Annotated in this window: 11 protein-coding genes; 6 read left to right on the top strand and 5 right to left on the bottom strand. The window is 69.3% G+C overall.

Annotation, left to right across the window (positions count from 1 at the left end; genetic code table 11):
- Positions 1–100: 100 nt before the first annotated feature.
- The gene (locus Afe05nite_RS28020; RefSeq protein ID WP_239118238.1) at positions 101–1,096 is read left to right on the top strand and encodes a LacI family DNA-binding transcriptional regulator; all 996 of its coding nucleotides are present in this window, start codon (positions 101–103) and stop codon (positions 1,094–1,096) included.
- Between the two features lie 518 nt (positions 1,097–1,614).
- On the top strand, positions 1,615–3,294 hold the full coding sequence (locus Afe05nite_RS28015; RefSeq protein ID WP_203820217.1) for a glycoside hydrolase family 32 protein: 1,680 nt from the start codon (positions 1,615–1,617) through the stop codon (positions 3,292–3,294).
- 337 nt (positions 3,295–3,631) lie between these two features.
- On the opposite strand, the gene Afe05nite_RS28010 is transcribed toward Afe05nite_RS28015, so the two are convergent.
- Entirely contained in the window at positions 3,632–3,775 is a 144-nt protein-coding gene (locus Afe05nite_RS28010) for a hypothetical protein (protein WP_203820216.1), read from the bottom strand.
- A 368-nt stretch (positions 3,776–4,143) separates the two neighbouring features.
- Here Afe05nite_RS28010 and Afe05nite_RS28005 point away from each other — a divergent pair, with 368 nt between their 5' ends.
- Positions 4,144–5,424, top strand: coding sequence for an alpha/beta hydrolase (locus tag Afe05nite_RS28005; protein ID WP_203820215.1), 1,281 nt, complete (start codon positions 4,144–4,146; stop codon positions 5,422–5,424).
- Between the two features lie 60 nt (positions 5,425–5,484).
- A complete protein-coding gene (locus tag Afe05nite_RS28000) occupies positions 5,485–6,387 on the top strand; it encodes a hypothetical protein (RefSeq protein WP_203820214.1) in 903 nt (300 codons plus the stop codon).
- A gap of 73 nt (positions 6,388–6,460) precedes the next feature.
- Here the strand turns inward: Afe05nite_RS28000 and Afe05nite_RS27995 are convergent, their stop codons facing one another.
- The 3 genes from Afe05nite_RS27995 to Afe05nite_RS27985 all read right to left on the bottom strand — a co-directional run bounded on the left by Afe05nite_RS27995 (position 6,461) and on the right by Afe05nite_RS27985 (position 11,083).
- Positions 6,461–7,471 carry an NADP-dependent oxidoreductase gene (locus Afe05nite_RS27995; RefSeq protein ID WP_203820213.1) on the bottom strand — a complete coding sequence of 337 codons (1,011 nt, stop codon included), beginning with the start codon at positions 7,469–7,471 and terminating at the stop codon, positions 6,461–6,463.
- Positions 7,472–7,698: 227 nt separating this feature from the next.
- A complete protein-coding gene (locus Afe05nite_RS27990) occupies positions 7,699–9,753 on the bottom strand; it encodes a M4 family metallopeptidase (RefSeq protein WP_203820212.1) in 2,055 nt (684 codons plus the stop codon).
- A gap of 601 nt (positions 9,754–10,354) precedes the next feature.
- Positions 10,355–11,083 carry a rhomboid-like protein gene (locus tag Afe05nite_RS27985; protein WP_203820211.1) on the bottom strand — a complete coding sequence of 243 codons (729 nt, stop codon included), beginning with the start codon at positions 11,081–11,083 and terminating at the stop codon, positions 10,355–10,357.
- 362 nt (positions 11,084–11,445) lie between these two features.
- Between Afe05nite_RS27985 and Afe05nite_RS27980 the strand changes: the two genes are divergently transcribed.
- Positions 11,446–13,371: an NACHT domain-containing protein gene (locus Afe05nite_RS27980; protein ID WP_203820210.1), complete on the top strand. Its 1,926-nt coding sequence runs from the start codon at positions 11,446–11,448 to the stop codon at positions 13,369–13,371.
- Between the two features lie 407 nt (positions 13,372–13,778).
- Here the strand turns inward: Afe05nite_RS27980 and Afe05nite_RS27975 are convergent, their stop codons facing one another.
- Positions 13,779–14,588, bottom strand: coding sequence for an IclR family transcriptional regulator (locus tag Afe05nite_RS27975; protein ID WP_203820209.1), 810 nt, complete (start codon positions 14,586–14,588; stop codon positions 13,779–13,781).
- A 179-nt stretch (positions 14,589–14,767) separates the two neighbouring features.
- Between Afe05nite_RS27975 and Afe05nite_RS27970 the strand changes: the two genes are divergently transcribed.
- A complete protein-coding gene (locus tag Afe05nite_RS27970) occupies positions 14,768–15,355 on the top strand; it encodes a TetR/AcrR family transcriptional regulator (protein ID WP_203820208.1) in 588 nt (195 codons plus the stop codon).
- The last annotated feature ends 11 nt before the right edge of the window (positions 15,356–15,366 follow it).

Genomic DNA, 15,366 nt, shown 5'->3' with positions numbered 1-15,366 from the left:
CGTTGACAAACCGTTTTACCAAACGCAAAGTGAGGTCCATCCCACTGGTAAAAGGGTTCGGCGGGGGCAGATGACACAGCCGAGGGTAAAAATCCGCACGGTGGCCGAGGCTGCCGGTGTTTCCGTCACGACCGTTTCCCTGGTGCTCAACAACGTACCGAGCGCGCGGGTCAGCGCGGAGACCCGGGAGCGGATCCATCAGGCCGCACGCCGCCTCGGCTACGTACCCAACGAGGTCGCCCGGCAGCTGCGGTCGCAGCGCACCAAGGCGCTGGGGCTGCTGGGTGACGAGGTGACGACGACCCCGTTCGCCGGGCGGATGGTGCTGGGTGCGCAGGAAGCCGCGAGCAAACACGGCTGGCTGCTGATGCTGCTCAACAGCGGGCTGGATCCGGAGCTGGAGCGTAAGGAGATCGCCGCCCTCATCCGCGGGCGGGTCGACGGTCTGCTCTACACGACCATGTACCACCGGGTCGTCCGGGTGCCGGACCAGTTGCGAACGATGCCGACGGTCCTGCTGGACGCCGAGGACGAGACCACCGACGTGCCGTCCGTGGTGCCGGACGAGCAGGACGGCGCCTACCTGGCGACCAAGGAACTGCTCAATCACGGGCATCGCCGCATCGGTTTCATCAATCACAGTGGCGACATCCCCGCCACGTGGGGCCGGCTGAACGGATACCGCCGCGGGCTGGCGGAGGCCGGCGTGCCGTTCGCCCCTGAACTGGTGGTGCCGGTGCCACCGGTAGCCCGCGAAGGATACGGCGCCACGCTGCGACTTCTGGGCGCCGAGCGGCGCCCGACCGCGTTGTTCTGCTTCAACGACCGAGTCGCCATGGGCGCCTACCAGGCCGCCGCGGCACTCGGGCTGCGAATCCCCGCCGACGTTTCCATCATCGGCTTCGACGACCAGCAGGAGATCAGCGAGGGACTACTCCCGGGGCTGACCACGGTCGCGCTGCCGCACTACGAGATGGGCGCGTGGGCGGTCGACGCGCTCATCGCCCGGATCCTCGATCCGCAGACACCGGTCGAACGCGTTCTGCTGCCGTGCCCGGTCGTCCGGCGCGGGTCGGTCGGGCCGCCGGCGTTCTGATCGCCTGAATCTCGCGGCTCCGCTTCCCTGACCGGCTGGTCGGCTGAGGAGAGAATTTAAGAGATCAAAGGAACCGGTCACGCCGGAACGCATCCTGCTGTGGAGATGGTCCTGGGAGGACCGATCCCAGACCGACGTACTGGCAGCCGGCTGGGCCGGTCTGCTGACCCTGCCTCGAGATGCGCCCGCGTGGCGCCGCCCGGCAACCGGCCACGTTCCCTGCGCCTCGACGACAACGACCTCACCCTCACCATCGACCCCGCCGCCGGGCACGCCGAGCGACACCGCGCGGTACTGCACGCCGAACGGGCCGGCCGTACGTCCACCGCACCCATCACCGACGGCGGTACCAGCGACGTGCGGCTGCTGTTGGACGGAAGTCTTCCTGCCCGGCGGATCCGTGTTCACCGAACGGCTCCATCCCGAGAGGAAACCCAGGCGAAGGTCACCGTCTGGCAAATGCGGGCTCACGGCCTCAGACAACGCCAGGAGCCCACGAGAACAGGAGGGCATCCCCTGTGCAAACGCCGCTTCCTGCCATCACCCGCACCGGCGCCTCCGTCCTGGGCGCCGTGGCACTACTGCTCGCGGCCGGCCTGCCACCCCAGCGCGTCGCCGCGACGCCCGTGGCGGCGACGACCTACCGCCCGCTCTACCACCACATCGTGCCGGACCGGTGGATGAACGACCCCCAACGACCGATCTACCTCGGTGGGCAGTTCCACTACTACTACCTCTACAACGACGACTACCCGGCCACCAGCCGCACCGCGTGGCGGCGCGCCACCAGCACCGACCTGGTCCGCTTCACCGAACGCGGAATCGCCGTCCCCAAGGACACGACCCCCAACGGAAGCATCTGGTCCGGCTCGCCAGTCGTCGACACGAGCAACACCGCCGGATTCGGCGCCGGCGCCGTGGTAGCCCTGGCCACCCAGGGGGACGCCGCGAACAACGGCGCGCAGGCCCAGTTCCTCTGGTACTCCACCGATGGTGGCGCCACCTTCCGCAGTTACAGCACCGCACCGGTGATCGCGAACCCCGGGCGGGTCGACTTCCGCGACCCGAAGATCATCTGGGACGCCGACCGGAACCGCTGGGTCACCGTACTCGCCGAAAACGACCAGCTCAGTTTCTACACATCCACCAACCTCAAGAACTGGCAGCGGGCCGGTCGATGGGGCATGTCCGGCATCGGCGCGCTCGAATGCCCCGACCTGTTCAAGATGACCGCCGACGACGGAACCGTGAAATGGGTCATCGCCGCGTCGGCCAACGGCAAATCCAGCGGCCAGCCGAACACGTACGCCTACTGGACCGGCAGTTTCACCGGGACCGGCTTCCAGCAGGACGCCCCGCAACAGTGGCTCGACTACGGCTGGGACTGGTACGGCGCAGTGACCTGGGAGAACCCCACCAACCCGGTGGGCAGCCGCTACGGCATCGGCTGGATGAACAACTGGGACTACCCGGCGAACACCCCCACCTGGACCAACGACGGCTTCAACGGCACCAACTCCATCGTGCGTGAGATCAAACTCAAGCGGCAGAGCACCGGCGGCTACAGCCTGGTCTCGCAGCCCGTGACCGGCCTGAGCGACATCGTCGCCGGCACCACCATCTTGGGCTCCGTGCAGGTCGACGGGACAGTCCCGCTCAGCTACACCGGCGAGGCATACGAGCTCACCACCGACGTCAGCTGGAGCCGGCTCAACAACGTCGGCATCCAGCTACGCAAATCTCCCGACGGGACCCGGCACGCCGACGCCGGCGTTTACGGCGACTACGCCTATCTCAACCGCGGCAACACGAACCAGCCGGACCCCACCAACCGCTACCTCGAAAGCCGGAGCCCGTTCGACTCCGCACAGAAGAAGGTCCGGCTCCGCATCCTGGTGGACCGCACCAGCATCGAATTATTCATCGACGACGGCAAGTACGTGCACTCCAGCGAGGTCTTCGGAACCTCGGGCGACAACGGCATCGCGCTCTACGCCGACGGCGGCGCCGCCACCTTCGCCGACCTCACCATTCGCAGCCTCGCCGACATCAATGCCCAACCTGTTCCGTCCGGAGCCGTGCTGAACAGCTTCGACAACACACCTACGGATCGATCCCGGACTCAATCGAAACAATCGTCGGCCCCCACCCGCCGGGTCGGATCCGTCGACAGCCAGGATGCCGTCTCGCCGAGATGATCGAGGTGGCGCGCCGGCTTTCATTCACCGACCATCGGGGAAACTGTGCCGATTCAGCCGGTACGGGCTGGCCGCCAGTGCGCAGAGGATGCTGCTTGCCCCCCCGCCGCCGCAGATCGGCGCTCTCCGTGGTGAGTGACGGCGAGTCCTCGACAGGGTCGAACCGGAGTGTCCCGGTGAACAACTCGACGCCTGGGTCGTACTCATGAATTGACGTACGTGTGCCACTCCACGTGGCCGAAGAGCGGTGCCCATCTCGCTGAACCGCATCCCGGAGTCTCGGGCCGGGACTCCGGTCCCAGCCCGAATCGGACGTGGAGGCGCCGTTCCTGGTTGTTCACCGGTTCCAGTGTTCGGCGATCCGCGTGGCCTGCTCGGCTCCCCATAGACGGCCGACTTCGTACGCCTCTGGCGCGAGCTTGCCGTCCAGGGCGTGCAGACCCCAGCCGCTCAGGTGGAGGTAGGCCGGATCGGGCTGCACGACCTCGACGTCGGCGCCCGACTCGTGGCTGATGTGTGGGTCCCGGACGGGCGGCCACCATGCGTGTCATGGATGAGACAAGGCAACTTCCGTCTGGACCTTCGCCGAGGCGGAGCTCCCGCCGCCGGCTCCTGGTGGCCGGTGTCGTAACGATGGCCGTGGCCGGCGTGGCAGCGACCGCGTCTGTCGGTTACGGCGCGGACCGGGCGAGTTCGCCGTCGGCGTCGGCGAGCGAGGACTCGCTGGCGGCGTACCGGAACCAACCGGTGACGTGGGGCGCATGCACGGACGGCGACCTTGCCGGGATTGCCGGCCTGCAGTGCGCCCGGATCACCGCTCCACTGGACTATCGTGCCCCGGCTGGGCCCGTGGTCTCCGTGGCACTGTCGCGGATCGCGGCAAGCCGGCCCGACCGGCGGCGGGGAGTGTTGCTGAGCAACCCCGGCGGCCCGGGCGGACCCGGCCTCGACTTGCCGGGGTTGCTGCGGGACGTCCTGCCGGCCGAGGTGCATGAGCAGTACGACCTGATCGGGATGGACCCGCGCGGTACCGGGGGAAGTTCTCCGCTGCGGTGCCGTCTCAGCGGCTATCAGTCGTCCTTCATCGACACCCTCGCCTACCCGTACGACCCGGCGACCTTCGAGGACATCGCGGCGCGCAGCCGCGATGTCGCGGACACCTGCGCCCGCAACATCGGCCCGCGCATGGCGCACTTCACAACCGTCAACACCGCCCGCGACATGGACCTGATCCGCGCCGTGCTGGGCGAGAAGAAACTCTCCTACGTCGGCGTGTCCTATGGGACGTACCTCGGGGGCGTCTACGCCACGCTCTTCCCCGAGCGGACCGACCGGATCGTGCTGGACAGCTCCCTCCCGCCGGACTGGGACGGCAGCTACCACCTGCTGTCCAAAGCTGTCCCGGCCGCCATGCGGCGGTGGGCCACCTGGGCCGCCGCCCACGACGATCGCTACCACCTCGCAAGCACACCGGCCGAGGTCACTCGGCGGCTCTTCGGCATGATCCGGAGCTTGGAACAGCGGCCGCTGGAGGGACTCGACCCCGGCGAAGTCCGATGGCAGCTGCGCAGCGCGATGTACGACCTGAAGAAGGGCGCCGAGTACGTGGTCAATCTGCGCGAGAACATGCGCACCTCGGAACCCGCGACAGGCGCCGGCCCCGACTTCCCCAGCGACCCGCCGACGGAGGGGGATGACGCTTTCCGATCGCTGAATATGGCCGTGACATGTGGCGAGGTCGGTCGTTTGTCGCCCGACGTCGAGCAGTACCGCCGCGAGGCGCAATCGGCGCGGAAGAAGGAGCCTCTGACCGGCGACCTCGTCACCAATGTCAATGCCTGTGCTTTCTGGACCCACCGGTCCGCCGAGCCCGCCGTCACGGTGCACAGTCCAGTCGGTGCGCTCATCGTGCAGAACGAGTGGGATCCGAACACCCCGTGGGAAGGCGCCCAGCGGATGCACCGCGCCCTGCCGGCTTCGCGCCTGCTCACCGTCCTCAACGGCCAAGGGCACGCCATCCTTTACGGGAAACCTGGCGCTTGTGTCGTCGACCGGATCGGCGCCTACCTGGGTTCCGGACGTTTGCCGGTGAAGGACGCGACCTGCAAGCTCCCGGTGCCGAGCCCGTAGGCCGGCGACGACGCCGACAACGGCGCCCCGGCCGCGGCGAGAGCGATTACAGTCGCATTCGTGAGCGCAGATCAAGGTCTTGTCCAGGTGTCCGATTCGTTCGGCGTACGCCGTACCCGAGCCGGATCGGTCGTCGCGGAAGACGGGACAAACTATCGGGTCAAGTGGGATGACACCGACGAGGAAGAGCTTGTCCCTCGCGGCGCCGGCGTTCACGTCGCGATGAGGGGTTCGCTGCGTTTCCTGGCCCTGTCCGACCCGCGGCTGTTCCACGCCGTCTTCGCCCAGGAGCCCCTCGCGGTGGTTCTCCATCTGCTGGCCGATTCGTCGGTCCCGCTGAAGGTGCGAGAGATCCGGGAGCGTCTGGCCGAGCTCGGTCTCCGGAACGAGACCTGGGCCCGGTACGGGCCCCGCGCGCTGGCGGTTCTGCCCAAGTGGCCGAATGTCGTCCGACGGCAGAAGGGCGACACTCTGGCGTACGCCTGGGTGGGGGACGACCTTCCCGAACTCCCGTCAGCGGCCGAGGTCGAACCGGAGCCGGCACCTGCGCCCGCGCCTGTGTCGAAGCCCGCTCCTTCGCCCGCCAAGCCGATCGCGGCGGCTGCGGCACCGGCCGAACCGGCGGTGCCGTCCGGCGAGCGCCTTCGGCGCCAGATGAGCGCCGCGCGGAGCCTCGGCGAGGTCGCCCGCCTGCTCACGCTCCCGAGAGAGTTCGTGGCTGAGTTGTCACCGGAGGTGGTCGCCTCCGCGCTCCGCCGGATCGCCGCTGAGGATCGGCTGGTCGCGGGTTGGCTCGACGCCCTGACCGTCGCCGGGCCGATCGGTGCGCTGACCGAGGAACTGGCGAGGGTCCGGGCGGCGAACGCCGCACTTCAGAGCCGGGTCGATGAGTTGGAGGAGTGGTGGACGGCCCTGGAGCAGAGCACCGATCCGGGCGCTGCGATCCGTCAGCCGGGTAGCTGACGAGCTTCCGGTACGCCGGCTCGGAAGTGCGCGGGTAGGGCGATCCGCATCGACGTGGTCGAGCCCGCGGCGGTCACCCCGCTCGCTCACCGAGGCGGACGAGCATCTTGCCGGTGTTCTCGCCGCGAAGCAGCCCGAGGAACGCCTCCGGGGCGTTCGCGAGCCCGTCCACCACGGTTTCGCGGGCGGAGAGCCGGCCGTCGCGCAGCCAGCCGCCGACCTCGGCGACGAAATCGCCCATCCGGTCGTTGTGGTTGGAGACGATGAAGCCGCGCAGGTTGAGTTCCTTGCCGATGGCCTGGGCGAGGTTGCGCGGGCCGGTGGGCGGCGCGGTGTCGTTGTACTGCGCGATGGCGCCGCAGAGGGCGACCCGGCCGTACTTCCGGAGTTCGCCGATCGCGGCTTCCAGGTGATCGCCGCCGACGTTGTCGAAATAGACGTCGATGCCGTCGGGGGCGGCGGCGCGCAGCTGGTCGCGGACCGGGGCGTCGCGATAGTTGAACGCCGCGTCGAAGCCGAGTTCCTCGGTCAGGTGGCGGGCCTTCTCGGGGGAGCCGGCGCTGCCGATGACCCGTTTCGCGCCGCGGAGCCGGGCGATCTGCCCGACGATGCTGCCTACGGCGCCGGCGGCGCCGGACACGAAGACGGTGTCTCCCGCGCGGAACTGGGCGATGTCCAACAGGCCGACGTACGCGGTGAGCCCGGTCATCCCGAGCACCCCGAGGTATGCCGAGAGCGTCGGGGCAGCGTCCGGGTCCACCACGGTGACCTGCCGGGCATCGACGGCCGCGTACTCCCGCCAGCCGTACCCGTGCACCACCACCGCACCGACCGGGATGCCGCCGGCGGGTGAGGCGACCACCTCGCCGATCGCGCCGCCGTCCAGCGGCGCGCCGACCTGGAAGGGTGGGATGTAGGACTTGGTGTCGTTCATCCGCCCGCGCATGTAGGGGTCGACGGACATGAACAGGTTACGGACCAGCACCTGGTCGTTGCCGGGCTCGGGGACCTCGCACTCGGCGACGTCGAAGTGCTCGAGGGTGGGCCAGCCGGTGGGTCGGGCGGCGAGGCGGATCTCTTTCACCTGATGCTCCTGTCGATGGTGGCGGCTCGACGTTACTCGGCAGTAGGTCGACGGGGCTGATGGCCCCGGTCACGCCGCGCCTTTCGACCGCGACCGGCGCGGGTCGGAGGATCTACGGCGCCGGCCGGCTGATCAGCGATACCCGGGTGATCGGTCGGGTGGCTGATCGGGAAAAGGCGAGGCCCGGGGCGGCGTGCACGCCGCCCCGGGCCCTTCTGCCCCGGTGCTCAGCCTCCGGTGGGCGTGTTCCAGCCGAGGACGGCGTTGCCGGCGCCGGCGAAGGACACGATGCGGTAGCGGTACGAGCCGGCGGTGCCGGTGTACGCGAGGTTCTCCCGCGCCGTCTCGCCGGTGGCCTTGGCCACGTTCGTCCACCGCCCGTTGACGAACTTGTCCAGGTAGAGGTCGAAGTCGGCCCCGGACGGGCCGGCCAGGCAGGCGGTGTGCCGGCCGGCCGTGGCGGTGAACGTGCTGGTGACCGCGGTCGCACCGGCGGCGACCGCGCCGCTGTCGTGCTGGGTGAAGCCGGCCTGGCAGTCACCCGTCGGCGAACCGGTCGGTGCGGTGGTCGGCGCGGCGGTGGTGGGGGCGGCGGTGGTGGGGGTGGTCGTCGGCCGGGTGGTCGGCGCTGTGGTGGGGGCGGTCGTCGGGCGAGTGGTCGGTGCCGTGGTCGGGCCGGTGCCGGTGCAGGCCGGCTCGCTGCCGCCGGCCGGGACGCTCACCGCGGTCCACGCCGCCTTGACGGTCGCGCACTCGGTGCCGTTGCCGAACAGCTGCGCCGCCGCGGCCACCGAGGCGGCCCGCGCCTTGGCGTGCGTCCAGCCGCTGGTCTTGCGGTTCAGCGTGGCCATGTAGATCTGGCCGGCCTTCTCGATGCCGATGCCGGTGACCGTACTGTTGTTGCAGGTCGGGCTGGTCGGCTGCCCGTCGGTCGGCCGCGAGCCCTCGGCCAGCAGGTAGAACCAGTGGTTCTGCGGGCCCGCCGCGGCGTGCACCTCGGTGTTCGGGATGGCGCTGGAGAAACAGTTCGGGTCGCCGACCTTCGACGGGTCGGCCATGTTGCGGATCGGCCCGTTGCCGGTCAGGTTCGCCAGCTCGCCCACGGTGTAGTCGGGCTTGTCCTTCGGGTCGTCGGCGAAGAACTCGGTCAGGGCACCGAAGATGTCACCGGTGGACTCGTTCATGCCGCCGGCCTCGTTGCCGGCACTCGACCCGCCCGGGGTGAACTGGTTGATCGCGTGACCGAACTCGTGTCCGAGCACGTCCATCGTGGTGAGCAGCCGCCTGTTGTCGGAGGAGTGGCCGATCTCGACCCGCGAGCCGTTCCAGAAGGCGTTGACGTCCTGCAGGCCCATCCGTACCGGGAAAGCCTTGCCATTGCCGTCTATGCCGTTGCGGCCGAGCCACTCGCGCAGCATGTCCCATTCCTTCGAGACCGTGTACATCGCGTCGACGCAGCCGGTGACCAGGTCGGTAGCGCTGCCGGTGCCCCAGGCGTCGGTGGTGCTGCTGAACGGCTGGCCGCTCTGCGGGCCGCAGGCCAGGCCGGGGCGGGTGGTGTCGCGCATGACGAACTGCCCGCCCGAATTCTGCGTGTTGATCGTGACGTCGCCGTAGTAGGCGCCGTGCCCGGTGGCGTCCACGACGTCGTCGCGGGTCAGCTCGTTCATTACCTTGCCGGTGGTCGCGTCCACGAAGACGTGCAGCACGCTCGGGACCAGCCTGCTCTCGACCCGCTTGCTGCCGGAGACCACCACCTCGTACGCCAGGACGCCGGCCTCCTGGGCGACGACCTTGAGGGTGCCGGGGTCCGCGGAGGTGACCTTGGCGAGCTGCTTGCGTGCCGTCCGGACCGCCGTCGTGGCCGGGATCTTCGCGGTGGTGCCGACCGACAGCGCCTGCTGCTGGGCGACGTAGTTGTCGAGCACGGCGCCCTTGGCGTCGGTGACGACGACCGCGTCGCCGCCCTCGACCGGCAGACCCTGATAGGTACGCGTGTAGGCCACGTACTGCAGTCCGTGCTGGCTGACCACCTGGCGCTTGACCAGCTTCTCGTGGCTGCCGGCGAAGAACCGCTTCGGGTCCTTGGCCACCAGCGCCGACGCCGAGGTGGCCGCCCGCGACTCGGCGACGGCGGTCGGGACCGGGTCGGCGGCGGAAGCGCTCTCGGGTGCCGCGGGGGCCGAGGAGGTCGCCGCGTTCCCCAGCGGCATGGTCAGGGCGATGGACCCCGCGATGGTGGCGGCGGCCACGCCGGTCACCACCGCAAACCTGTGCTTCAACAGTGCTCCTAGCGACAATGACTCGCGGCGCTGATTATCGGCTGTCACCCGATCGTCCGCCGTCGCGAAGTGAATGATTCGCTCGCCTTCCGAGCGGTGCCAGTCTTGGCTCTCGAAAAGAAAGAAGTCAATGTGCTTAAGCAACGCTTAATGCTTTCCGGCCCCCATCTCGACGGCCTTACGCTGGGCTTACGGCAACGTTTACCGAGATGAGACCGATTTTGACGAGCGGTGACCCGGCCGTCACGAATGATCGATGCCGCGATAGATCAAAGGTCCCGAACTGTCATCGGTCACCGTTATCTTTTCGATATCTGAGCTTCCGGCGCCCTTAAGGTGCGGCCTCGGATAATGCCGCACCCCGTTTTTGTCGCGGTGGTCGAAGTCGCGGCGCGCTCCGGCGCTGTCGGCGAGCCGGTCGGCGCCGAGAGTGGCGGCGGATCCGGGGACCGGCCGTCTGCGGCACCGCCGGGCGGCGCTGCACATCTTCCGGTCGCCGGGCCACCGGTACGGCGAGGCGTGCGCGTGGAACGGGCTCGGTGCGGCCGCCACCGGCCGGGGTGGCGCGCGGCCAGGGTGGCGACCTGCTGCCGCCGGCGCGTCAGGCGCTCTCTTGTGCCCCGCGCCCGAGTGCCGGCGCTCCTTGGCGCCATCGGGTGAGCATCCCGCCGAGCCCGGCCACCCGCGTGCCGTCGGCCGGACCCGGTTGTGCGCGTCGCTGGGGGAGTAGGGCCAGGATGACCGGACCCAGTGTCGCCGCGAGCACGTGACCCGTGGTGGTCACGCCCGGGGCGCTGACGAACGGGATCCCGACGGCCGCGCCGAGCACGGTCGACGCCGCGATCCGGGAACGGCCGGACAGGCGCCCGGCCGCGGCGGCCAGGACGGCGAACATGGCGTACGAGACGCCGACGTCCGAGCGGTTGGCGGCCGGATCGGTGAACAACTCGGCGCCGTACACGGTGAGAAGCGTCGCGCCGACGTGGCCGCCGAAGGCCACGGCGGCGGTGCGTGCCGTCCCGATTCCCCGTTCCAGAGCCACGAAGCCGACGCCCACCAGCAGCAACTCCGGCAACAGGCCGCTGGGCACGATGAAGGCGCTGGCCGTCAGGGCGGCGACCGGATGACTGGCGAGGTTCTCCACGTTTGTCGACGCCCAGGCCACCGCGTCGTCGAGAAGGCGCGGACCGCCCATCAGCCGCAGGGTGACGGCAACTCCGGGCAGCACGACGAGCATGGCGATGGCCAGCGGAGTGACGCGCGGGGAGGGCAGTATGCGGGCGAGACGGTCCCGGATGCGGTCGGCAGCGGGTGATGTCGCGGTAGCCATGTACCCAGTAGTTCCCCGCAACCTAGGAAATTCCTGCCAGCCACCTAAGTTTGCGGTGAGACTCGGAGCACGGGTGACTGATTCCGGCCCGGATGGTGCGAAATGCCGGAATCCGGCTCCCGGGGCGGTCCAGCAGCGCGTTCCGGTAGCTACAGCACGAACGTACGGACATGGCCGTCCGGGATACCGATGTAGCTGTTCGGCATCCGTTGTCGACAATGACGGGCGTGATCGTACGCCGCGGCAGGGTGTGGTGGTGGGTCGGCGCGTCGCTGTTCGCCGGGCTGGGGTTCATCGCGCTGGGCCGGTTCCTCGTGGGCCAGGGTCTGGAGGACGCGGACCGGTGGGCCAGTGTGCTCGGGGTGTTCCTGAACGTCCTGGCTCTGCTGCTGACCGTCTACACGCTTGTTGCCGACCGCCGTTCACCGCCGTCGGCGGACACACCCGCCGAGCTGGCGCGAGAGCTCGCGGATGCGGTCTGCCGCCAGTGGGCCGAGGAAGCGGAGTTTCGCGACCTCAACGATCCCTATCCCCTTCCGGTGACCTGGGAATTGGCCGACCACCGGCTCTTTCCCGACTGGACTGTGGTGGACCGCCTCGGGCGCGGCGAGGTCGGGCGAGCGCCCGGATCCCGCTCCGGAGCACAGACCTGGGCCAAATCGCCGGCCGAACTCGTCATACCAGGCCGTCCCCTGGTCGAGTCGTACCGCAAGATCCCCACCGGCCGGCTGGTGCTGCTCGGCGAGCCGGGATCGGGCAAGACCACACTGATGCTCGGCTTGGTACTCGACCTGATAGCGGATCGGCGCGACAACGACCCGGTTCCGGTCGTTGTGACGGCGTCCGGATGGCATCCCGCTGAGCAGAGCTTCGCAGACTGGATGCGCGAACGGCTTTACCGCGACTACCCGTTCCTGTCGATCAGAACAGTGGGCGGAGGCAGCCGGTTTGATGTTCTGCTGGACGCCGGCCTCCTGCTGCCGATCGTGGACGGCCTCGACGAACTCGGCGATGGTCTGCGGTCCAGCACGATCAAACTGCTCAACCAGTATCTGAAACGACCGCGGCGGCGGGTGGTGGTCACGTGCCGGACCGAGGAGTACCGCAAGGCGAGCCGACCGGGCAAACGGGAGATCACCCTGACCGGCTCAGTGGGGCTGACGATCGTGCCGTTGGCCGCTGACACCGTCACCGACTATCTGGAGAGCTCGGCCGAGGGACCGCAACGTGCGGCTATGTGGCTCCAGGTACGGGACGCCCTGCGGGCCGAAGCGGGCTCGACGGCCGCTGTTGCGCTTCGGACGCCCCTGATGGTGGGCATGGCACGGCAAATCTACAACCCCGGCGACGGTGACACGGGTGCGCAGCTTCCGGCGCCGTCCGAGCTCCTTGACAGCACCGCCTTTCCGGACGTGGCAAGTCTCCGGCAGCACCTCTTCGACCAGTACGTGCGCGCCGCCTACCGGCCGAGACCCCGATCGGGGCGATGGTTGCGGGTAGGTCCGGACGACGCGGAACGTTGGCTGATCCAGCTCGCGCGCTACCAGGAGACGACTATGGCCGGTTCCCCGGACATCGAATGGTGGCGTTTTGACCAAGCCGTTCCGCATCCAGTCCGGGCGTTCTTCGGCGCCTTCATCGGCGGCATCAACGTCGGTCTGATCGGTGACTCGCAACAGCCGGTCCAGGGCATCGCCTGGTCGACTCGGGCTTTCACCCGGCGGTTTCTCTACGTCGTGGGTTCCAGCCTGGTCGTCGGCCTGCTGTTTCCCATCGCACCGTACGGGGCCCTCGCGATGGGTATGGCGGTCGGCGTGGTGTCCGGCATCGTGGTCGGCACGCGCGGCGAGCCGATCGAGCTTCCGCGGGCGGCCAGCCCGCTCGAGGTCCTCGGCCGAGACCGGCGCCTCTTCTGGATATTCGGCCCGGGGCTTGGCTTCCTGGCCGCCGTGCTGTTCGGCGCATCCGGGGCACTGCTTGTCGACAACCGGGCTGGGATAATCCTGGTGGGCTTGGTAGCGGCCTTCTACGCGGCGGCCGCCGGGGGGATGGGAAAAGCCGCATGGGGCTGGTTCGTCCTAGCTCGCTGGTGGTGGTTCCTCCGCCGGCGGGCGCCGCTGCGAGCTGTGCGGTTCCTCCGGGATGCCCATCGCCGGGGCGTCCTGCGGCAGGTCGGCGCCGTATGGCAGTTCCGGCACATCGACCTGCAGCGCCGGCTCGCCCTCCGCGATCCAGGTCCGCAGACATCGGTCCCGGCGGTAGGCGCACACCAGGTCGACGCGACCTAGGTCACGAGTCCGTCGGCGACCTGGAAGCCAATCGGGCTCAGTCCGCCCCTGTCGCCGGACGCGACACGCATTTCCCGGATGCGCGTACGGTTCGCCGAATCGTCGTTGGCGTCACGACAAGGGGCTCCTACAACCGGGCCGGCGGCTTGACCACCGACTTCGGCACTTTCTTCATCGTCGTCCTGGACTTGCTGGCGATGGCTGAGGATCACCCACTTGTGGGTGCCCGGCGCCGAGGGAGAGTTTCCCGCCGATGTCGCGCGGACGGCGATCGAGGATTATCGGCGGTTCCTGGTCGCTCAGCCGGAAAGCCAGCCGACCAGGAGCGCGAGGCCGAGGCTGAGCGGCATGGCGATCAGCCTCGCACGTCGGTCCGGGCTCCGGGCCGGAGAACGCCGGACGACCGCTCAGCCGGCCAGGGTGGCCAGCGTCGACTCCTCCATGGTGCGGCTGACCAGGGCGGCTGCCGTCCAGAGTGCGCGGATCACCTGCTGGTCGTCGCGGCGGCCGATCGGCAGGGTGGCGGACACGGCGGCCACCACCTGGTGCGGGCCGCCGGACGTGATCGGGACGGCGTACGACTTGTAGCCCTCGAGGCATTCCTGCTGTTCGGTGGCCCAGCGCCGGTCCCGGACGGCCGCGATCTGGGCTCGTAGCCGGCCGGCGGTGGGGCCGCCGCCGGTGCGGTGCGGTGCGCCGTCGTGCTCGAGGGCCGACAGGATGCGCTCGGGGTCGTCGCTGTAGGCGATGAACAGCTTGCCCGACGCGGTGCACCACATCGGGATCCGGTTACCGACGGTCGCGTGGACGCGGGCGTCGCTGCGTCCGGCGAGGCGTTCCAGGTAGAGCGTGTCGAGGCCGTGCGGGACCGCCAGGTGCACGACGGCCCGGGTGGCGGAGTGCAGATCGGTCAGAACGGGCCGGGCGACATGTCGGAGATTGGCCGGTCCCGGCACGAGCTGCCCGAGTTCGTACATTCGCCAGCCCAGTTGATAACCGGCTTCCACTCGCTCGAGGAGATTGAGATTTACCAACTCCTGAGCCAGTCGATAGGCGGTTGCCTTGGGAATGCCGGCACGTCGGCTCAGGTCGGTCAGGCCGAGCGTGCTGCGCCCGCCGTCGAACGCGCCGAACAGGAGAAACGCCTTGCCCAGGACGGACGACGGGTGGCTGTCGCCGGCGGCGGCACCGGCCTGCTGTCCGATTATGTTCCGCACCGGGCCTCCTTGAATTGTCCAGCTGGACAATTCACATTGTTGAGGCGGACCGGGGCGCTGTCCAGAGCGAGATGTAAATTCTGGGAGTCTTCTGCCGCGGCCCGGGGTTCAGCGGTTGCGGACCGGTGAACGGACTGCGCCGGTGCCCGCGCCGGTCAGCCGGATGTGATGATGGCCGCGTGAGCACCCCGCCCCGCGCACCCGTCGGAACCGGCGACGACGTCAAGGCCGGCGTCCGCGACCGGTTGCTCGAGGCGGCGATCCACATCGCCGGGACCGAGGGCCACGACAGGGTGACCTACCGGTCGGTCGCCGCGCTGGCCGGCACGTCGCACAGCCTCGTCCGGTTCTATTTCGGCACCCGCGAGGCCATGCTGACCCAGGCGTTCGAGCGCGCGGCTCGCCGCGACGCGGCCGAGGCCCATCTGCTCAGCGACGACCTGCGGACGTTCGGCTCGACACTCGTCGAGACGATCATGGGGGCACCCGCCCGGCAACTGCTGCAGTACGAGTTCCTGCTGCGTACCGCCCGTGGCGACGGCCCGGTCGAGCCGGTGGCCGAGCTCTACGACCACTACATCGCCCAGGTCGGCGGGACACTGGCGAACGTCGGCATCGACGACCCGGACGACACCCTCGCGACGCTCGTGTTCGCCGCGCTCGACGGCTTGGTCCTGCAGCACCTGGTGTACGGGTCGGCGGCGCGCACCGAGCAGGCGCTGGCCAAGTTGCGCGTGATTCTCGAGGCGTCCCGAGCCGGTAAGTAGTGGCTCGCTGA

The organism is Paractinoplanes ferrugineus, assembly GCF_016862195.1.
Lineage (GTDB): Bacteria > Actinomycetota > Actinomycetes > Mycobacteriales > Micromonosporaceae > Actinoplanes > Actinoplanes ferrugineus.
This window is presented reverse-complemented; position numbering and strand designations above follow the sequence as displayed.

Bases quoted from the DNA above. Each gene is read 5' to 3' on its own strand.
- Afe05nite_RS27985 (WP_203820211.1), bottom strand. From the start codon at position 11,083: ATGGCTACCGCGACATCACCCGCTGCCGACCGCATCCGGGACCGTCTC.